This window comes from Citrobacter sp. RHB35-C21 (assembly GCF_013816515.1).
Classification (GTDB): Bacteria; Pseudomonadota; Gammaproteobacteria; order Enterobacterales; family Enterobacteriaceae; genus Citrobacter; species Citrobacter braakii.
The window spans coordinates 4,678,610-4,698,346 of record NZ_CP057147.1 but is presented as its reverse complement, the minus strand read 5'-3'; the positions used below and the strand labels follow the sequence as shown (position 1 = coordinate 4,698,346).

Sequence of the window (19,737 nt, the reverse complement as noted above, 5' to 3'; positions counted from 1 at the left end):
CAGGCAAGTATTATCCTGACAAAATGGGCTGTAAAGCGGGTGATAAATAGTCTGATCTGTGTTTAATTTGTTTTTAAACAAATAGTTATGTTTGCTTATTGGCGATTTTTCACCGCTGTTTATCGACAGGGGGAATATTTTTTTGGCTGATACTGATATCGGCGAACGATAGGGATCGTAGGCCGGGGTAACGCCGGTGGTTTCTGGCTGCTCAGCCAGCCATTGTTTGCCGGCGCTGCTGGCTCAGTTTGCGGTACTGCTGCGGCGACATGCCGACAAACTTGCTGAAGGTGTCATAAAAACGGCTGCTGGATCGGAATCCCGCGGTCAACGCGACGTCAAGAATGGTTTTATCGGTATCGCTAAGCAATGCGCGGACGTGATTGATCCGCATTGCGGTGATGTACTGCTTCATGGTGAGTTGCATCACGCGCTGGAAAATCCCCATCGCGTAGTTGGCGTTGAGCTTCACGTGTTCCGCGACGTCGTTGATAGTGAGCACCTGATCGTAGTTATCGGCAATAAAACTCAGCATCTGGCTTACGTAAAACTGGGCGTGCCGCGAAACGCTGTTTTTGTGCGTCCGCGAAGTTTTATTGACCAGGATTGGCTGCCAGCCGGAAAGGCTAAACCGCTTGAGCATCAGACCAATTTCATCAATGGCGAGCTGGCGAATTTGCTCGTTCGGGTTGCTCAGCTCCTGTTGCCAGCGCTGAACTTCAAAGGTGCTTAGCTGCTGTGACGCCAGCGATTTGATGACCATGCCATGGGTAACGTGGTTGATCAGTTCGCGATCCAGCGGCCAGGAAAGGAAAAGGTGCATCGGTAAATTGAAGATAGCCATGCTTTGGCAGCTGCCCGGACGCGTGAGCTGATGCGGCGTACAGGCCCAGAAAAGCGTAATGTGCCCCTGTTTTATCTGCACCACTTCGTTGTTGATAAGGTACTCAACGTCGCCATCAAACGGCACATTAATCTCCACCTGCCCATGCCAGTGGCTGGCAGGCATAGCATGCGGTGAGCGCAGCTCAATATCCATCCGTTGATATTCTGAGTACAGCGACAATGGGCTGCGGGTTTGCTCTTCATCGCTGCTGCACATGTGCGGATCGGGGGGAAGAGGCGATGTTGGTAATGTACTCATGGTTGCTCCATTTCCTGAATTATCAGAATCATGTCATTTGCTGCGCATTAAGGCTGAGAATCAGGACACAAATCGGACCGATATCATTGAGCATAGTGAGATTTTGGGGCCGCATACTCTGCTTTTTGTGCAATTTTGTCCCATAAACTCAGATCCAGTATGGGGCAAAGAGGCGATCTGAGTTTATGGGAATGCTCGCCAGGGAAGTCGGAAGTTTTCATCAATGCGCTGTGCCACCATGACTGTGTTCACTAATGTTCTGGAGAGTCATGATGTCTGCACCCAAAATTACCTTTATCGGCGCCGGTTCCACGATTTTCGTCAAAAATATCCTCGGGGACGTCTTTCATCGTGATGCGCTGAAATCTGCGCATATCGCCTTGATGGACGTCAATCCTACTCGGCTGGAAGAGTCACACATTGTGGTGCGTAAGTTGATGGACTCAGCGGGCGCGTCCGGGCGTATCACCTGCTATACCGATCAAAAAGCGGCATTGCAGGATGCTGATTTTGTGGTGGTCGCTTTCCAGATTGGTGGCTATGAACCTTGTACCGTTACCGATTTTGCGGTGTGTAAACGTCATGGTCTGGAGCAGACGATTGCCGATACGTTGGGGCCTGGCGGCATTATGCGCGCGCTGCGCACTATCCCGCATTTATGGCAGATTTGTGAGGATATGACCGAAGTCTGCCCGCAGGCCACCATGCTTAACTACGTTAACCCGATGGCGATGAACACCTGGGCAATGTATGCGCGCTATCCGCATATTAAGCAGGTTGGATTGTGTCACTCGGTGCAAGGGACAGCGGAGGAGCTGGCCCGCGATTTGAACATCGACCCAGCCTCTTTGCGCTATCGCTGCGCCGGGATCAACCATATGGCGTTTTATCTGGAACTTGAGCGTAAAACGGCTGACGGTGCTTATGTGAATCTCTATCCGGAGCTTCTGGCGGCCTATGAATCTGGTCAGGCGCCGAAACCGAATCTTCACGGTAATACCCGTTGTCAGAACATTGTGCGCTATGAAATGTTCAAAAAGCTGGGCTATTTCGTCACTGAGTCATCGGAGCATTTCGCGGAATATACGCCGTGGTTTATCAAACCAGGGCGTGAGGATCTGATTGAGCGCTATAAGGTTCCACTGGATGAGTATCCAAAACGCTGTGTGGAACAGCTGGCGAACTGGAACAAAGAGCTGGAAGAGTACAAAACGGCGGCGCGGATCGAGATTAAACCGTCACGTGAATATGCCAGCACTATCATGAACGCTATCTGGACCGGTGAACCGAGCGTAGTGTATGGCAACGTTCGCAATGACCATCTGATCGATAACCTGCCGCAAGGCTGTTGCGTGGAGGTGGCTTGCCTGGTCGATGCGAATGGTATCCAGCCAACGAAGGTGGGTACTCTCCCGTCACATTTGGCGGCCATGATGCAAACCAATATCAATGTTCAGACCCTGCTAACGGAAGCCATTCTGACGGAAAATCGCGATCGCGTTTATCACGCGGCGATGATGGATCCGCATACCGCCGCGGTATTGGGGATTGAGGAGATTTATGCGTTGGTGGACGACCTGATCGCGTCTCATGGCGACTGGTTGCCGGCCTGGTTACACCGTTAACACACCATTACGCCGGGCAGAGCATCCGGCGTTTAACCTCTGACGTTTCCTCTAACAGAAGGCGGGCGCTGGTAACGGCGACCCGATACCCTATGAGCATCTCTCTGAAAACAAAACTCAGTTACGGATTTGGAGCGTTTGGTAAGGATTTCGCCATCGGTATTGTGTACATGTACCTGATGTATTACTACACCGACGTGGTGGGATTATCGGTGGGGCTGGTCGGAACGTTGTTCCTGGCGGCAAGGGTCTGGGATGCGGTAAACGATCCCATCATGGGCTGGATTGTGAACGCCACCCGGTCGCGGTGGGGAAAATTTAAACCCTGGATCTTACTCGGTACGCTGGCGAACTCATTGGTGCTGTTTTTGCTTTTTAGCGCACATCTGTTTGAGGGCACTGCGCAAGTCGTATTTGTCTGCGTGACGTATATATTATGGGGAATGACCTACACCATTATGGATATTCCATTCTGGTCGCTGGTGCCAACTATTACGCTGGATAAACGCGAGCGTGAACAACTGGTGCCGTTCCCTCGTTTCTTCGCAAGCCTGGCTGGGTTTGTCACCGCGGGGGTAACGCTGCCCTTTGTGAGCTATGTTGGCGGGGCCGATCGCGGCTTTGGTTTCCAGATGTTTACGCTGGTGCTGATTGCATTCTTTATCGTTTCTACCGTTGTTACGCTGCGTAATGTGCATGAGGTTTATTCGTCAGATAGCGAGGCAACGGCGGACAGCAGTCGTCTTGGGCTGAAAGCGATCGTTGGGCTCATCTATAAAAACGACCAGTTATCCTGCCTGCTAGGCATGGCGCTGGCTTACAACATTGCCGCCAATATCATTGCTGGCTTTGCCATTTACTATTTTACTTATGTGATTGGCGATGCAAGCCTCTTCCCGTACTACATGTCTTACGCAGGAGCGGCAAACCTGCTGACGCTGATTTTCTTTCCTCGATTGGTAAAAGCGTTGTCACGACGGATCTTGTGGGCTGGGGCATCAGTGCTGCCAGTGCTCAGCTGTATCGTGCTGCTGGTGATGGCGTTAGCCGGTTTCCATAACATCTTACTCATTGTTATTGCTGGTATTTTACTGAATATTGGTTCAGCGCTTTTCTGGGTGTTGCAGGTCATTATGGTGGCGGATACCGTTGATTACGGCGAATACAAACTGAATGTACGTTGTGAAAGTATCGCTTATTCAGTGCAGACGATGGTGGTAAAAGGAGGGTCTGCGTTTGCCGCTTTCTTTATCGCAGTGATACTTGGGCTGATTAATTACGCGCCGAATGTCGCGCAGTCTGCAGAAACCATTGTTGGTATGCAATTCATTATGATCGCGCTACCAGCACTCTTTTTTGTGGTGACCTTAGTCCTTTACTTCCGCTTTTACCGACTGAACGGCGACACGCTGCGCAGGGTCCAGATTCATTTGTTGGATAAGTACCGTAAGGTGCCGCAGCAGCATGAGCAACCGGATATCCCGGCTATTGCGATAGTCACCCCAGGTGATGTGAAGGCGTAGCTATGGAATGGCATTCGTGGATTGGGTATTTGGCGGCTAGCCTGACGACGCTCTCATTCTTACCGCAAGCGATTAAGGTCATTACCACCCGCAACACGCAGGGTATCTCCGGTTTAATGTATGTAATGTTTGTGTGTGGGCTGGTGTTGTGGCTGATTTATGGATTATTGATTGAAGATACTGCCGTCAGCATGGCGAACTTTCTGACACTCCTGTTCGCCTTGCCGATTCTGGTTATCAAGTCTCGCAATGGGTAGGGCTGATTGCCGGATAAGCGTCAGCGCTATCCGGCAGTTTTTAACTGTCTGTTGTGCCAGCCCGCCAACACGAGCACCGTGGTTAGCGCACCGAGCAGGGCGCAGAACATATCCGACTGGGTATCCCATGGGTCGCCCTGCGTCCCGAGAAAATCATCCGCTCCCTGACCCATCGCCAGCGCTGCCCACCATTCGATCAGCTCATACATCGCGCTAATCGCCAGCGCCACGCAGCAGACCAAAAATGCCAGCATTTTGCGGCCACGAACTATATTACCGCGCACTAAAATCTCTCTTGCCGTCAGGGCGGGCACCAGACCCTGGAAGAAGTGACCCAGCTTGTCATAGGGGTTACGACTGAGATCCAGCCACTCCTGAACCTGAAAACCGACAGGGACTTTAGCGTAGGTATACATACCGCCGACCATCAGAATGATGGCGTGCAAGAAAATGAGCGTGTAGAGCAATGGCGTCAGCGGGTAGCGCTTCACGGTCGCCAGCAACAGTGGGACGACAATAATGACCGGCGTAACTTCCATCAGCCAGGTGATTTTCTCCGTGGCTGAGATACCGGTGTAGATAAGTATTAGCGCCAGGAGCAGCGCGCCAGAGTGCAAGATTGTGGAGTTCAGTGTGCGGAGCATGGCGAATTCACAAGTAATGGAAAAGGTTACTATTCCCTGTGAGCGGCAAAAATTCAACGCCAGTAAATGGGGGGATAAAGTTGGCCCGGGGGGATCACTGGACTGACGCCAAAAATCTGTTGTCAGTCCAGTGCCGGGCCGAATGGGTTACTTCGCGCAGTTAGCGCATTGTTTGCTGACGATTTGCTGGAAGAAATCGTTGCCTTTGTCATCGACCAGAATGAAAGCCGGGAAATCTTCGACTTCGATTTTCCAGATAGCTTCCATACCCAGCTCCGGGTATTCCACGCATTCCAGATGTTTAATACTCTGCTGCGCAAGTACCGCTGCCGGGCCACCAATGCTGCCTAAATAGAAGCCGCCGTGTTTGTGGCAGGCGTCTGTCACCTGCTGGCTACGGTTACCTTTTGCCAGCATGATCATGCTGCCGCCGTGAGACTGTAGCAGGTCAACATAGGAGTCCATACGACCCGCAGTGGTTGGCCCTAAAGAGCCGGACGGATAACCCGCAGGTGTTTTGGCCGGGCCCGCGTAGTAGATAGGGTGATCTTTCACGTACTGCGGCAGACCTTCGCCGGACTCAATACGTTCTTTTAGCTTCGCGTGGGCAATATCGCGACCGACAATGATGGTGCCGCTCAGCGACAGACGGGTAGAAACCGGATACTGAGAGAGCTGAGCGAGGATCTCTTTCATTGGGCGGTTAAGGTCAACTTTAACCACTTCACCTTCGCCTGCCTGGCGCAGCGACTCCGGAATGTACTGGGCTGGGTTATGTTCCAGTTTTTCGATCCAGATCCCTTCGCGGTTAATCTTGGCCTTGATGTTACGGTCTGCGGAGCAAGACACACCCATACCAACCGGGCAGGATGCGCCGTGGCGAGGCAGGCGGATCACGCGGATATCGTGCGCGAAGTATTTCCCGCCAAACTGGGCGCCGAGGCCGAGTTTCTGCGCTTCTTCCAGTAGTTCCTGTTCCAGTTGCAGATCGCGGAACGCCTGGCCGTGCGCATTACCTTCAGTCGGCAGTGCGTCATAGTAGTGTGTGCTGGCCAGCTTCACCGTTTTCAGGGTGCTTTCCGCTGACGTGCCGCCAATGACGAATGCAATGTGGTACGGCGGGCATGCTGCGGTACCCAGCGTGCGCATTTTCTCAACCAGGAAGTTTTTCAGTTTGCCGGGCGTGAGCAGCGCTTTGGTTTCCTGATACAGATAGGTTTTGTTCGCTGAACCGCCGCCTTTGGCCACGCACAGGAATTTGTATTCGTCACCATCCACGCTGTACAGGTCGATTTGTGCGGGCAGGTTGGTGCCGGTATTCACTTCTTTGTACATATCCAGCGCCGCGTTTTGCGAGTAGCGCAGGTTATCTTCAATATAGGTATTAAATACGCCCTTGGAGAGTGCCGCTTCGTCGCCGCCACCGGTCCAGACGCGCTGACCTTTTTTACCCATGATAATTGCCGTACCGGTGTCCTGGCAGGTTGGCAATACGCCTTTAGCAGCGATTTCGGAGTTTCTCAGGAACTGCAGCGCTACGTATTTATCGTTTTCGCTGGCTTCGGGATCATGGAGAATTGAGGCGACTTGCTGTTGGTGTTCAGGGCGGAGCATGAAGGAGGCATCGTGGAAGGCTTGTTGGGCCAGTAGCGTAAGTGCTTCAGGGGCTACTTTCAGGATTGTTTCGCCTTCAAACTCGCCGACGCTGACGTGATCGGAGGTCAGCAGGTAGTACTCAGTTTTGTCTTCCCCCAGTGGGAAAGCCGCCTGATAAGTGAATTCAACTTTTGACATTTGCTTCCAGCCTTTTCATTTTTCTCAGGAATTTTAAAATTCTCTGTGTCTTGACGGTGGCGTGCCGTTCCAAAGCGGACGGCACGCGCACTGTAATTACAGGAAACCGTACATTGCAGCGAAGATCCAACCAAAGACACAGGATACGCTCACGCCGATCAACCCAGGTAGAATGAAGCTGTGGTTGATAACGAAACGGCCAATGTGGGTGGTGCCGGAACGGTCAAACTGAATAGCCGCCAGATCGCTCGGGTAAGTCGGCAGAATGTAGTAACCGTAACATGCCGGAGCGGAAGCAACGATGTACGCTGGATCAACCCCAATTGCCAGTGCGACCGGAACAATCGCCGCCAGCGCCGCAGCCTGGGAGTTTACAAATTTGGAAACCAACAGCAGAACAATTGCATAGGCCCACGGATACTCTTTCACCATATTGCCCAGCACACCTTCGATTTCCGTCATGTGCGCGCCGAACATTGTTTCGGCCATCCAGGCAATACCGTACACCGCCACAATCGCGATCATACCGGAACGGAAGACTTCGTTTTTAGATATTGAAGCGGGATTGGTCTTCGTCAGGATAATAATCAGCGCACCGGTCAGCAGCATGAACATCTGGATAACCAGTACCATTGACAGCGGTTTGCCGCTGAAGGTAGGGCGCAGCTCAGAGAACGCGCCGAGCACGGCAACAACGGCGATAGCGGCAAGGAAGATCCACATGGCCAGCCAGTTGCTTTTTGGCAGCTTTTTGTCTAACAGTGTGGCGGTATCGCCATAAACGTAGTTGTGGTTTTCAGGAACGGAAATAAACTTCTGGAACTCTTCATCTTTATCCAGATCTTTACCGCGGAACCAACTGAAGATACCGATCGCCAGGATACCCAACAGGGTAGACGGGATAGTGATGCTGAGCAGGTCGAGGAATTCAAGATGCTTGCCTTCAAACGTTACGTTACCCAGCATTGCGACCAGTGATACAACGGCCACGGACACCGGGCTGGCGATAATCCCCATCTGCGCACCGATAGAACTCGCCGCCATCGGACGTTCCGGGCGAATATTGTTCTTAATGGCAACGTCATAAATGATTGGCAGGATGGTGTATACCACGTGGCCTGTACCGCAGAGAATCGTCAGGGTGCAGGTAACGAACGGGGCGACGATGGAAACGTATTTTGGGTTACGGCGCAGCAGCTTTTCAGCGATTTGCAGCATAACGTCAAGGCCGCCGGAGGCTTGCAAGGTTGCCGATGCGGCCACCACGGCAATAATAACCAGCATTACATCTACAGGTGGTTTACCCGGCTGGAGATGGAAAACGAAAACCAGAATGACCAGGCCGATACCGCCTAATAAACCCAGCGCGATACCGCCCTTTCTGGCACCATAAAACAAACATATTAATATTATAAGAAGTTGTATACTAAATAACATTTTATTTACCCTCGCGAAAAAACCAGTCAATTTTTTGAAAAATGGATCTGTGCCACATTCTTTTTTGCCGGAATAGGCATCAAAAAATGGTCAGTATTCGATATGTCCGTATTTGCGATTAATGTTCAAATGTCTTGCTAGAATGTTTTTTTAACGTTATGGCGATATTTAGCTTTTTTCTGTGGCTTTGATCAGAGGAGAGAATCCTCAGGCGATGGGAAGCAGAGCTGGACATGGAGAGCTGCGGTTGACGCTGTAATTTATCTGTTTTGCGTTTTCCGCTATTTCGTGAACCACCGACAGAATGGGTGAGTAGGTTATTTGTGTGATCACGCTCACGCCATTTCATAATGTGATGAGGTTGGCGTGCGGATACTTTTATTTGCTCACAAAAATGTACGGTGTCCATGGTACGTAGCATGGTCTCCATTGCTACCAGTCTAGATTTTGTATGTCTGGTTAATTTCAGACTAATCCTTTATGGGTAAAAATACACACTCTGCGAGCTAGATAATACTTAATTAACTTTTGTTAGCGATTTTGAAATTAAAAACAGTGTGACGTTAATCAATATTAAAATAATACATGTAACATGCTGGATACAAATATATTTGATCTAACGCAAATTTATAATTCTGCAGCATGATTCAGAAAAGTAGGGATTTTTCATTATTTTAATAATTGTTACTTTCAAATAACAAATAATCCCAAATTGTTTTTATTGGCAATATTGTTTTAGTAATGAGTAATGTTCAGCCTGAACGCGGTAACGATAAACCGGTCTACCGGTTACGCCATAATGGATGCTGGTAAATAGGATGTGACAATTGACGAGCCAGATAAGATATTTACGGCAAGAAACGCGCGAGATATTGACCTCGTTGGCCAGTTCATCGGTGGAGAATTCCTGATCCTGATGCTCATCAATCCACTGGCACAGCGTGCGTAACGTTTGTGGCGTTAATCCTTTAGGTAAGCGCCGCGCTTCCTGTTCATTGGAGGAGCTGCCGTGAATCAACTGGTCAAGCTCAGACTGTTCATAGTACTGATGCTTTTCCATCTCGGTTTTCTTTTGTAGCCAGCCGGTCAGCGCCTCTTCAAAACGGGATGCCTGGAACGGTTTGATCAGGTAGTCAACGACACCATAGTGGAGAGAGTCTTTGATGGTCGTCGCGTCAGCGGCGGAAGAGATGACAATGACATCACACTTGCAACCTTCGCTGTGCAATACAGGCAACAGATCCAGACCGTTTTCTTTTTGCATATAAATATCAAGCAAAATCAAATCGATATGATTGCCGCTATGAAAGATTATCTCTTTTGCTTTCTCCAGCGTGGAGGCTGTGCCGCAGCAATGAAAACCGGAGAGTTGCGCGACATAACGGCGGTTTAATTCCGCTACCATTGCATCGTCATCGACAATTAAGACATTGATCATCTGCTGGCCCTCTCACCATTCCACGGTAACTGTACAAAAAATTGGGTGAAGATCCCAGGTTCAGACTCGACGGAAATATTGCCGCCAACGTTTTCAACCTGTTGTTTAACAAGCGCTAAACCAACGCCCCGTTCGGTTCCTTTTGACGAAACGCCCTTCTCAAAGATGTGCTCAATGTGTTCGGGGGGGATCCCCGGACCATCGTCATTCACTTCGCAATGCAACCAGCCGTGTCGATAATGCAAGGATACGCTGATCTCGCCACCAGGTTCTTGACCTAGCGCCTCCAGGGCGTTTTCAATTAAATTCCCCAGAACGGTAATCAGCACAGCCACCTGATCTTCGTTGCTGTTTTCCGGTAACTGGCTTTCATTGCTGATCACCAGGCTATGGCCTAAATCAGATGTGCGATTAATCTTACTGAGTAAAAATCCTGCGATCACCGGGGATTTTATTTTTCCTAACAGTGAGCCAATCTCTTCCTGATAACTGTTTGCGGTCTTCAGGATGTAATTTTCAAGCTGCTTATAACTTTTCAGATGCAATAATCCCAGAATCACGTGCAATTTATTCATGAATTCGTGGGATCGTTCACGAAGTGCGTCGGCATAGTTGACCATGCCGTCCAGTCGTTGCATTAATTTTCGGACTTCAGTCTTATCTCTGAATGTTGAAATGGCCCCGATGATTTTACCGTTGCTGAGTACCGGAACCGTGTTAATTAAGAGTAGCCGATCCTTCACCATGATCTCTTCATCGCGACGCGGCGTTCCGTCATGCAGTACCTGTGAAAAATCGACCACTTTTGACCATGCGTGGCTGAGCGTGGAGAGCTGGGCATCGTCTTGCGATTTGTGGTAATCCAGCAGCTCTTGTGCCGCCTGGTTTATCAGCGTCACTTCACCGCACTCGTCAACGGCAATGACGCCTTCCTTTATAGAGTGCAGCATCGCCTGGCGTTGTTCGAACAGATTGGAGATTTCATACGGCTCCAGACCAAACAGAATACGCTTGAGGACTTTGACAAATACCCATGTGCCGAGCAGCCCAACCAGCACGCCAAATAAGATGGACCAAAAGATGCTGCCACGGCTGTTATTGATCTGCTCAGTCACCCTGCTTAGCTCAAGGCCGATCGACACGACGCCTATCTGCCGGTGATGCTCGTCATAAATAGGGGTAAATACGCGCAGGGCTTGCGCCAGAAATCCGCGATTAATGGCGACATTCTCTTTCCCTTGCAGGGCCAGCAAAATGTCATCGCCTTTAAACGGCTGACCGATTCGCTGCGCTTCGGGATGGGAGTAACGAATGCTTTGCATATCGGTGACGACGATGAACAAAAAATCGTTGCTCTTATTCACCGCCTGGGCAATCGCCTGAATACCGCTTTCCTCGGGCTTTTTCATTAGCCCCTGGCGGATCTCCGGGGAGTTTGCCAGCGTTCGTGCGACCGCAAGCGCTTTACCTGCTAATGCATCGCGCGTCATGTTGCTGATTTGCGAGAAATAAATCAGATGAACGACAAGCAGTACGGAGAAGAGTACCGCACTGACCATGAGGATCACGGTAGTGCCGAGCTTCATTGGGCGTTTGCGTATAGCAGTACGTTGCAGAGAGTGTCTCATCACAGTCCTGGAATCACGGTTTGTATGGGTATTATCGCCTGATGGGATGCGTAATTCAAAGGTGGTAGGGATGATGGGGCATGGGCTGCCTGTGCTTTTCTTCTATATATAGCGTAGAGCGAGTCTCTTTTTATATAGAGATTTCCTTATCTGTTTTCTCTTCTTTCAGGGAGGCTGACCGCTATTTTGCTTACGATTGTGGATAACTCTGTGTGTAAATGGGTATAAGGTGGGTTTTTGCTGTGGAATGCAGCAGTCAGTCATTTTTCTGCAATTTAAGGGTTGCGGGCCGCAGGAAACTCCCTATAATGCGCCTCCATCGACACGGCGGATGTGAATCACTTCACACAAACAGCCGGTTCGGTTGAAGAGAAAAACCTGAAAATGAGGGTTGACTCTGAAAGAGGAAAGCGTAATATACGCCACCTCGCGACAGAGCGCTAAAGCGCGTCGCAACTGCTCTTTAACAATTTATCAGACAATCTGTGTGGGCACTCGAAGATACGGATTCTTAACGTCGCAAGACGAAAAATGAATACCAAGTCTCTGAGTGAACACGTAATTCATTACGAAGTTTAATTCACGAGCATCAAACTTAAATTGAAGAGTTTGATCATGGCTCAGATTGAACGCTGGCGGCAGGCCTAACACATGCAAGTCGAACGGTAGCACAGAGGAGCTTGCTCCTTGGGTGACGAGTGGCGGACGGGTGAGTAATGTCTGGGAAACTGCCCGATGGAGGGGGATAACTACTGGAAACGGTAGCTAATACCGCATAACGTCGCAAGACCAAAGAGGGGGACCTTCGGGCCTCTTGCCATCGGATGTGCCCAGATGGGATTAGCTAGTAGGTGGGGTAACGGCTCACCTAGGCGACGATCCCTAGCTGGTCTGAGAGGATGACCAGCCACACTGGAACTGAGACACGGTCCAGACTCCTACGGGAGGCAGCAGTGGGGAATATTGCACAATGGGCGCAAGCCTGATGCAGCCATGCCGCGTGTATGAAGAAGGCCTTCGGGTTGTAAAGTACTTTCAGCGAGGAGGAAGGTGTTGTGGTTAATAACCGCAGCAATTGACGTTACTCGCAGAAGAAGCACCGGCTAACTCCGTGCCAGCAGCCGCGGTAATACGGAGGGTGCAAGCGTTAATCGGAATTACTGGGCGTAAAGCGCACGCAGGCGGTCTGTCAAGTCGGATGTGAAATCCCCGGGCTCAACCTGGGAACTGCATCCGAAACTGGCAGGCTAGAGTCTTGTAGAGGGGGGTAGAATTCCAGGTGTAGCGGTGAAATGCGTAGAGATCTGGAGGAATACCGGTGGCGAAGGCGGCCCCCTGGACAAAGACTGACGCTCAGGTGCGAAAGCGTGGGGAGCAAACAGGATTAGATACCCTGGTAGTCCACGCCGTAAACGATGTCGACTTGGAGGTTGTGCCCTTGAGGCGTGGCTTCCGGAGCTAACGCGTTAAGTCGACCGCCTGGGGAGTACGGCCGCAAGGTTAAAACTCAAATGAATTGACGGGGGCCCGCACAAGCGGTGGAGCATGTGGTTTAATTCGATGCAACGCGAAGAACCTTACCTACTCTTGACATCCAGAGAAGTTTGCAGAGATGCGAACGTGCCTTCGGGAACTCTGAGACAGGTGCTGCATGGCTGTCGTCAGCTCGTGTTGTGAAATGTTGGGTTAAGTCCCGCAACGAGCGCAACCCTTATCCTTTGTTGCCAGCGATTCGGTCGGGAACTCAAAGGAGACTGCCAGTGATAAACTGGAGGAAGGTGGGGATGACGTCAAGTCATCATGGCCCTTACGAGTAGGGCTACACACGTGCTACAATGGCATATACAAAGAGAAGCGACCTCGCGAGAGCAAGCGGACCTCATAAAGTATGTCGTAGTCCGGATTGGAGTCTGCAACTCGACTCCATGAAGTCGGAATCGCTAGTAATCGTGGATCAGAATGCCACGGTGAATACGTTCCCGGGCCTTGTACACACCGCCCGTCACACCATGGGAGTGGGTTGCAAAAGAAGTAGGTAGCTTAACCTTCGGGAGGGCGCTTACCACTTTGTGATTCATGACTGGGGTGAAGTCGTAACAAGGTAACCGTAGGGGAACCTGCGGTTGGATCACCTCCTTACCTTAAAGAAACGTTCTTTGTAGTGCTCACACAGATTGTCTGATGAATGATGAACTTCTGAATGTACTTTCGAGTGCATTAAGAAGTTTTGCTCTTTAAAAATCTGGATCAAGCTGAAAATTGAAACGACACACTGTTTCATTTCTCCGTAAACAAGAAATGAAAAGCGGTGTGTCCGAGTCTCTCAAATTTTCGCAACACTGAAGTGTTTTACGAAACATCTTCGGGTTGTGAGGTTAAGCGACTAAGCGTACACGGTGGATGCCCTGGCAGTCAGAGGCGATGAAGGACGTGCTAATCTGCGATAAGCGTCGGTAAGGTGATATGAACCGTTATAACCGGCGATTTCCGAATGGGGAAACCCAGTGTGATTCGTCACACTATCATTGCGTGAATACATAGCGTAATGAAGCGAACCGGGGGAACTGAAACATCTAAGTACCCCGAGGAAAAGAAATCAACCGAGATTCCCCCAGTAGCGGCGAGCGAACGGGGAGCAGCCCAGAGTCTGAATCAGCATGTGTGGTAGTGGAACGGTCTGGAAAGTCCGACGGTACAGGGTGATAGTCCCGTACACAAAAGTGCATGTGTTGTGAACTCGAAGAGTAGGGCGGGACACGTGGTATCCTGTCTGAATATGGGGGGACCATCCTCCAAGGCTAAATACTCCTGACTGACCGATAGTGAACCAGTACCGTGAGGGAAAGGCGAAAAGAACCCCGGCGAGGGGAGTGAAAAAGAACCTGAAACCGTGTACGTACAAGCAGTGGGAGCCTCTTTATGGGGTGACTGCGTACCTTTTGTATAATGGGTCAGCGACTTATATTCTGTAGCAAGGTTAACCGAATAGGGGAGCCGAAGGGAAACCGAGTCTTAACTGGGCGTTAAGTTGCAGGGTATAGACCCGAAACCCGGTGATCTAGCCATGGGCAGGTTGAAGGTTGGGTAACACTAACTGGAGGACCGAACCGACTAATGTTGAAAAATTAGCGGATGACTTGTGGCTGGGGGTGAAAGGCCAATCAAACCGGGAGATAGCTGGTTCTCCCCGAAAGCTATTTAGGTAGCGCCTCGTGAACTCATCTTCGGGGGTAGAGCACTGTTTCGGCTAGGGGGTCATCCCGACTTACCAACCCGATGCAAACTGCGAATACCGAAGAATGTTATCACGGGAGACACACGGCGGGTGCTAACGTCCGTCGTGAAGAGGGAAACAACCCAGACCGCCAGCTAAGGTCCCAAAGTCATGGTTAAGTGGGAAACGATGTGGGAAGGCACAGACAGCCAGGATGTTGGCTTAGAAGCAGCCATCATTTAAAGAAAGCGTAATAGCTCACTGGTCGAGTCGGCCTGCGCGGAAGATGTAACGGGGCTAAACCATGCACCGAAGCTGCGGCAGCGACACTATGTGTTGTTGGGTAGGGGAGCGTTCTGTAAGCCGTTGAAGGTGTGCTGTGAGGCATGCTGGAGGTATCAGAAGTGCGAATGCTGACATAAGTAACGATAATGCGGGTGAAAAACCCGCACGCCGGAAGACCAAGGGTTCCTGTCCAACGTTAATCGGGGCAGGGTGAGTCGACCCCTAAGGCGAGGCCGAAAGGCGTAGTCGATGGGAAACAGGTTAATATTCCTGTACTTGGTGTTACTGCGAAGGGGGGACGGAGAAGGCTATGTTAGCCGGGCGACGGTTGTCCCGGTTTAAGCATGTAGGCGGAGATTCCAGGTAAATCCGGAGTCTTGTTAACGCTGAGGTGTGATGACGAGGCACTACGGTGCTGAAGTAACAAATGCCCTGCTTCCAGGAAAAGCCTCTAAGCATCAGGTAACACAAAATCGTACCCCAAACCGACACAGGTGGTCAGGTAGAGAATACCAAGGCGCTTGAGAGAACTCGGGTGAAGGAACTAGGCAAAATGGTGCCGTAACTTCGGGAGAAGGCACGCTGATATGTAGGTGAAGTGATTTACTCATGGAGCTGAAATCAGTCGAAGATACCAGCTGGCTGCAACTGTTTATTAAAAACACAGCACTGTGCAAACACGAAAGTGGACGTATACGGTGTGACGCCTGCCCGGTGCCGGAAGGTTAATTGATGGGGTTATCCGTAAGGAGAAGCTCTTGATCGAAGCCCCGGTAAACGGCGGCCGTAACTATAACGGTCCTAAGGTAGCGAAATTCCTTGTCGGGTAAGTTCCGACCTGCACGAATGGCGTAATGATGGCCAGGCTGTCTCCACCCGAGACTCAGTGAAATTGAACTCGCTGTGAAGATGCAGTGTACCCGCGGCAAGACGGAAAGACCCCGTGAACCTTTACTATAGCTTGACACTGAACACTGGTCCTTGATGTGTAGGATAGGTGGGAGGCTTTGAAGTGTGGACGCCAGTCTGCATGGAGCCAACCTTGAAATACCACCCTTTAATGGCTGGTGTTCTAACGTAGACCCGTGATCCGGGTTGCGGACAGTGTCTGGTGGGTAGTTTGACTGGGGCGGTCTCCTCCTAAAGAGTAACGGAGGAGCACGAAGGTTAGCTAATCCTGGTCGGACATCAGGAGGTTAGTGCAAAGGCATAAGCTAGCTTGACTGCGAGAGTGACGGCTCGAGCAGGTGCGAAAGCAGGTCTTAGTGATCCGGTGGTTCTGAATGGAAGGGCCATCGCTCAACGGATAAAAGGTACTCCGGGGATAACAGGCTGATACCGCCCAAGAGTTCATATCGACGGCGGTGTTTGGCACCTCGATGTCGGCTCATCACATCCTGGGGCTGAAGTAGGTCCCAAGGGTATGGCTGTTCGCCATTTAAAGTGGTACGCGAGCTGGGTTTAGAACGTCGTGAGACAGTTCGGTCCCTATCTGCCGTGGGCGCTGGAGAATTGAGGGGGGCTGCTCCTAGTACGAGAGGACCGGAGTGGACGCATCACTGGTGTTCGGGTTGTCATGCCAATGGCATTGCCCGGTAGCTAAATGCGGAAGAGATAAGTGCTGAAAGCATCTAAGCACGAAACTTGCCCCGAGATGAGTTCTCCCTGACCCTTTAAGGGTCCTGAAGGAACGTTGAAGACGACGACGTTGATAGGTCGGGTGTGTAAGCGTAGCGATACGTTGAGCTAACCGATACTAATGAACCGTGAGGCTTAACCTTACAACGCCGAAGATGTTTTGGCGAAAGAGACACGATTTTCAGTTTGATTACAGATTACATCGACATGCGAAAAGCGTGTTGATAGACAGAATTTGCCTGGCGGCTGTAGCGCGGTGGTCCCACCTGACCCCATGCCGAACTCAGAAGTGAAACGCCGTAGCGCCGATGGTAGTGTGGGGTCTCCCCATGCGAGAGTAGGGAACTGCCAGGCATCAAATAAAAGCGAAAGGCCCGGTCGAAAGACCGGGCCTTTTGTTTTATCTGTGGTCTGTCGGTGAGTGCTCTCCTGAGGAGGACAAATCCGCCGGGAGCGGATTTGAACGTTGCGCAGCAACGGCCCGGAGGGTGGCGGGCAGGACGCCCGCCATAAACTGCCAGGCATCAAACAAGTGAAGAAGCCCATCCTGCCGGATGGGCTTTTTTGCGTCTGCAGGGAGTGAGAACTGCCGGATGCAGCGTACCATTTTATCCAGCCCATCATGTTGTAACCGGTGTTCAGGCCTGAGAAGCGCAGCACACCAGGCTCTCCCGGCAGCACATTGCCTGCTATCCGTGCACGGGGTTGAGTAACAGGTACTGTCGCTCAGGATCGCGGACCTCTGTACGTCCCATCACGTTAACCCCCATCTTCTTATAGAACCCAGATGTCAGCTTGTTAAAAGGCACGGCTAATCTTGCATATGGATTTTGTGGGGGGTAGAGCAGTAAAGATATTGAGAGATGATCGGTTGGAAAGTATCAGAAACTATAAAAGCAAAAACCCGCCTCTAGGGCGGGTTCTTTAAATAGTGGTGCCGGACTCGGAATCGAAAATTTCTTTTACCATATTGATATTAATATAATTTATTTGGTTTGATTAAAAATGTACCCTCAATTATACCCGCAGTCCCTTTTGATATCGAAAGGGAATCACACTCGGGATCAGGCTGAGAGCACAGAAGGAAAGTACCTGGCTATTATATCGTTAATTCTGTCAATCAGTTCCAGCCTTTTGAAAGTGATGTGTGCAGATCCCTTCTTAAAGTATTTAATGATGAACATCTCGTCTTCATAGCGCTCTTTACCCTGAACGGACTGGATGTGACCATCCAGACGAATAGTGATGTTTTCCCGGTTGTCGGGGATCGGTTTGCCGCTGAACAGGTGTAGCATTCTTTCCAGATCGGCAAGTCGATCGGCCTGTTGCCCGCTGTTCAGATGAAGCCCCCACCGGTCCCACCTCACCAGATTGTTGACGATAATTTTACTGCCAAATTTACAGGGTGAGTTGGTTTTGTAATCCCAGCTCAGTCCCCTGAAGACGTTGATCACCCCTCGCTCAAACACCTCATCCTTATTCTGGTGCAGTTGTTCGAATGTACTCAGGATATTCGCTTCACTGATTTCCGGAAAATTATCATATTCCAGTGATCGGTACCATGTGTCCCGGGCCTGCGCATCCATCAGACTCAGCATCCCGGAACGTTGCATCAGGTCACGCCAGATTTCTCGATCGAGATTGCGGGTGATGGCTTTCATTGCTGCTTCCGGTTTTTCCATCAGCCAGCAGCCACAGCGAAAATTCTGTTTCATCGCCCAGTCCAGGGCGGTTTTGCCGCCAATGCCTGCTGTCAGCACTGAGATTTCTGCCAGTTGCCGGATAAGCGTTTCGGTTTGTTGCAGTGCTGCATTCCGTACCGTCACAACGTGTTGGATACTGGTGGAGCAGATAACGTCCGTATGCCCGGTGACCACTTCCGGACGGGAGATTGTGATGTCTGACATTATCGGTTTTCCTTTTGGTTTATAAACGAAAACGCCAGCTGTATTCAGGCTGGCGTCAGGGGAATGAAGTATGGTGAGTGATATTCACCGGTTCTGGTGCAGAAGCTGCAGATGACGAAGAGCACGGACATCCTTCCGGGCCTGTTCGATGCAGGGCAACAGTGCTGCTGAATCCGTTCTATCCTCATCGTTGTCAAAGATAATTCCCGATTCGCAGTCGATATTGTCCTGTAGCCACGCAATCAGAATATCCAGTGCGGTTTCCGTGGTTAATGATTTCATGTTGTTCCTGGTTACCAATCGAAAGTGGGCTGGTCCGGCAGACATTCAGCGCTGGCATCCAGATGAATGAGACTGACGCCATAACGTTGGATGAGTGTGACAACCAGACGACGGAACGTTTTTGACAACCCCAGGCGTTTAAGCCGCAGAACCGGATATGACCACGCATCGGTACGTAACAGATATCCGCTACCTGTGAAATGAATCCATTCTGATTCACCGAAGTCACTGGTCTGGTGTGACAGCGAGTACAGCCAGGCGTTATCCTTTTCCGTGATATGTGCGGTACTGCAGCGTATGCCGGCAAGGGTTGCAAACGGTGGTAGTGTGCAGGTTGACTGTTGGTCGGATTCCTCCACCACGCGGAGTGAATAACCGTTTTCAGCGACCTTGTTAATCAGTTCAGTGAGATTAACACCATCGACATCAACGACAATTCGCCCCATGTTCAGTGCCTGCACATTAATGCTGTCGGCTTCCAACGTCAGGGCCAGTTTCATTGTTTCGCCTCCGGATGCTTCCCCTGGGTAATGTTATTTACCGTTCTGTAGTTATCGCGGGTCATCAGGCCGGTTGCCCTGCGAGCCCGGAGAATATCAATACTGTTTATTAACTGAGAGCGGGTACAGGCGCTGAATCCCGGCTGGTCGGTACGTACCAGTGCGTATTTTTCAACGAGAAAGTTCACCGCATCACACAGTGAAATGCCAGCTTCAATATGCTGCTCAATCACACGTTCATCGGCGAACGGTGTGTCATTCAGCGTAAGGCCGTAATGCTGGTCCAGCAACCGGGACAGCAGTGTCTGCCAGATGGTGACGGGAGACGGGCAGCGCGATGCCTCCCGTACGTGTGTGTCGGGTAATGTTTTCATACTGAAGATTTTCCTGATATGCAGAGATGAAAAATGGAAAAGTGGCG

At 50.7% G+C, this 19,737-nt stretch carries 14 protein-coding genes and 3 rRNA genes; 6 read left to right on the top strand and 11 right to left on the bottom strand.

Annotated elements, in window-relative coordinates:
* Window positions 1-211: 211 nt before the first annotated feature.
* Window positions 212-1,144, bottom strand: coding sequence for a transcriptional regulator MelR (gene melR / locus HVZ39_RS22795; RefSeq protein WP_016155413.1), 933 nt, complete (start codon window positions 1,142-1,144; stop codon window positions 212-214).
* 269 nt (window positions 1,145-1,413) lie between these two features.
* On the opposite strand from melR, the gene melA reads away from it, so the two are divergent.
* The 3 genes from melA to HVZ39_RS22780 all read left to right on the top strand — a co-directional run bounded on the left by melA (window position 1,414) and on the right by HVZ39_RS22780 (window position 4,549).
* Window positions 1,414-2,769: an alpha-galactosidase gene (gene melA, locus HVZ39_RS22790; protein ID WP_049259806.1), complete on the top strand. Its 1,356-nt coding sequence runs from the start codon at window positions 1,414-1,416 to the stop codon at window positions 2,767-2,769.
* 92 nt (window positions 2,770-2,861) lie between these two features.
* Window positions 2,862-4,292, top strand: coding sequence for a melibiose:sodium transporter MelB (gene melB / locus HVZ39_RS22785; RefSeq protein ID WP_181633006.1), 1,431 nt, complete (start codon window positions 2,862-2,864; stop codon window positions 4,290-4,292).
* Between the two features lie 2 nt (window positions 4,293-4,294).
* Window positions 4,295-4,549 (top strand): SemiSWEET transporter, encoded by a 255-nt coding sequence (locus HVZ39_RS22780; protein WP_016155416.1) that lies wholly within the window; start codon window positions 4,295-4,297, stop codon window positions 4,547-4,549.
* Between the two features lie 26 nt (window positions 4,550-4,575).
* Here the strand turns inward: HVZ39_RS22780 and HVZ39_RS22775 are convergent, their stop codons facing one another.
* From HVZ39_RS22775 to HVZ39_RS22750, 6 genes are all read right to left on the bottom strand, one after another.
* Window positions 4,576-5,193, bottom strand: coding sequence for a DUF2238 domain-containing protein (locus tag HVZ39_RS22775; protein ID WP_019077832.1), 618 nt, complete (start codon window positions 5,191-5,193; stop codon window positions 4,576-4,578).
* A gap of 147 nt (window positions 5,194-5,340) precedes the next feature.
* Complete coding sequence (fumA, locus tag HVZ39_RS22770; protein ID WP_016155418.1) at window positions 5,341-6,987, bottom strand: class I fumarate hydratase FumA; 1,647 nt, start codon at window positions 6,985-6,987, stop codon at window positions 5,341-5,343.
* Window positions 6,988-7,083: 96 nt separating this feature from the next.
* On the bottom strand, window positions 7,084-8,424 hold the full coding sequence (gene dcuB, locus HVZ39_RS22765; protein WP_003031873.1) for an anaerobic C4-dicarboxylate transporter DcuB: 1,341 nt from the start codon (window positions 8,422-8,424) through the stop codon (window positions 7,084-7,086).
* Between the two features lie 118 nt (window positions 8,425-8,542).
* Window positions 8,543-8,833 carry a hypothetical protein gene (locus HVZ39_RS22760; RefSeq protein ID WP_220133217.1) on the bottom strand — a complete coding sequence of 97 codons (291 nt, stop codon included), beginning with the start codon at window positions 8,831-8,833 and terminating at the stop codon, window positions 8,543-8,545.
* A 309-nt stretch (window positions 8,834-9,142) separates the two neighbouring features.
* Complete coding sequence (gene dcuR, locus HVZ39_RS22755) at window positions 9,143-9,862, bottom strand: two-component system response regulator DcuR (protein WP_016155419.1); 720 nt, start codon at window positions 9,860-9,862, stop codon at window positions 9,143-9,145.
* A complete protein-coding gene (locus tag HVZ39_RS22750) occupies window positions 9,859-11,490 on the bottom strand; it encodes a sensor histidine kinase (RefSeq protein ID WP_181626599.1) in 1,632 nt (543 codons plus the stop codon). The genes dcuR and HVZ39_RS22750 overlap by 4 nt, the downstream gene beginning before the upstream one ends.
* Before the next feature lie 597 nt (window positions 11,491-12,087).
* Here HVZ39_RS22750 and HVZ39_RS22745 point away from each other — a divergent pair.
* From HVZ39_RS22745 to rrf, 3 genes are all read left to right on the top strand, one after another.
* Window positions 12,088-13,629, top strand: a 16S ribosomal RNA gene (locus HVZ39_RS22745).
* A 234-nt stretch (window positions 13,630-13,863) separates the two neighbouring features.
* Window positions 13,864-16,770 (top strand): 23S ribosomal RNA (locus tag HVZ39_RS22740).
* A gap of 95 nt (window positions 16,771-16,865) precedes the next feature.
* Window positions 16,866-16,981 (top strand): 5S ribosomal RNA (rrf, locus tag HVZ39_RS22735).
* The 16S, 23S and 5S rRNA genes sit together here, the layout of an rRNA operon.
* Window positions 16,982-17,691: 710 nt before the next feature.
* On the opposite strand, the gene HVZ39_RS22730 is transcribed toward rrf, so the two are convergent.
* The 4 genes from HVZ39_RS22730 to HVZ39_RS22715 all read right to left on the bottom strand — a co-directional run bounded on the left by HVZ39_RS22730 (window position 17,692) and on the right by HVZ39_RS22715 (window position 19,690).
* A complete protein-coding gene (locus tag HVZ39_RS22730) occupies window positions 17,692-18,534 on the bottom strand; it encodes a DUF4942 domain-containing protein (RefSeq protein WP_001548928.1) in 843 nt (280 codons plus the stop codon).
* 84 nt (window positions 18,535-18,618) lie between these two features.
* A complete protein-coding gene (locus HVZ39_RS22725) occupies window positions 18,619-18,816 on the bottom strand; it encodes a DUF957 domain-containing protein (protein ID WP_000839269.1) in 198 nt (65 codons plus the stop codon).
* An 11-nt stretch (window positions 18,817-18,827) separates the two neighbouring features.
* Entirely contained in the window at window positions 18,828-19,316 is a 489-nt protein-coding gene (locus HVZ39_RS22720) for a DUF5983 family protein (protein WP_001547769.1), read from the bottom strand.
* Window positions 19,313-19,690, bottom strand: a complete 378-nt coding sequence (locus tag HVZ39_RS22715; RefSeq protein ID WP_000854726.1) for a TA system toxin CbtA family protein — start codon at window positions 19,688-19,690, stop codon at window positions 19,313-19,315. Before HVZ39_RS22715 ends, HVZ39_RS22720 begins: the two co-directional genes overlap by 4 nt.
* Window positions 19,691-19,737 lie beyond the last annotated feature (47 nt).

Excerpts from the sequence above, each read along its gene's own strand:
- melR (WP_016155413.1), bottom strand. The coding sequence starts at position 1,144 with ATGAGTACATTACCAACATCGCCTCTTCCCCCCGATCCGCACATGTGC.
- melA (WP_049259806.1), top strand. The coding sequence starts at position 1,414 with ATGATGTCTGCACCCAAAATTACCTTTATCGGCGCCGGTTCCACGATT.
- melB (WP_181633006.1), top strand. The coding sequence starts at position 2,862 with ATGAGCATCTCTCTGAAAACAAAACTCAGTTACGGATTTGGAGCGTTT.
- HVZ39_RS22780 (WP_016155416.1), top strand. The coding sequence starts at position 4,295 with ATGGAATGGCATTCGTGGATTGGGTATTTGGCGGCTAGCCTGACGACG.
- HVZ39_RS22775 (WP_019077832.1), bottom strand. The coding sequence starts at position 5,193 with ATGCTCCGCACACTGAACTCCACAATCTTGCACTCTGGCGCGCTGCTC.
- fumA (WP_016155418.1), bottom strand. The coding sequence starts at position 6,987 with ATGTCAAAAGTTGAATTCACTTATCAGGCGGCTTTCCCACTGGGGGAA.
- dcuB (WP_003031873.1), bottom strand. The coding sequence starts at position 8,424 with ATGTTATTTAGTATACAACTTCTTATAATATTAATATGTTTGTTTTAT.
- HVZ39_RS22760 (WP_220133217.1), bottom strand. The coding sequence starts at position 8,833 with ATGGACACCGTACATTTTTGTGAGCAAATAAAAGTATCCGCACGCCAA.
- dcuR (WP_016155419.1), bottom strand. The coding sequence starts at position 9,862 with ATGATCAATGTCTTAATTGTCGATGACGATGCAATGGTAGCGGAATTA.
- HVZ39_RS22750 (WP_181626599.1), bottom strand. The coding sequence starts at position 11,490 with ATGAGACACTCTCTGCAACGTACTGCTATACGCAAACGCCCAATGAAG.
- HVZ39_RS22730 (WP_001548928.1), bottom strand. The coding sequence starts at position 18,534 with ATGTCAGACATCACAATCTCCCGTCCGGAAGTGGTCACCGGGCATACG.
- HVZ39_RS22725 (WP_000839269.1), bottom strand. The coding sequence starts at position 18,816 with ATGAAATCATTAACCACGGAAACCGCACTGGATATTCTGATTGCGTGG.
- HVZ39_RS22720 (WP_001547769.1), bottom strand. The coding sequence starts at position 19,316 with ATGAAACTGGCCCTGACGTTGGAAGCCGACAGCATTAATGTGCAGGCA.
- HVZ39_RS22715 (WP_000854726.1), bottom strand. The coding sequence starts at position 19,690 with ATGAAAACATTACCCGACACACACGTACGGGAGGCATCGCGCTGCCCG.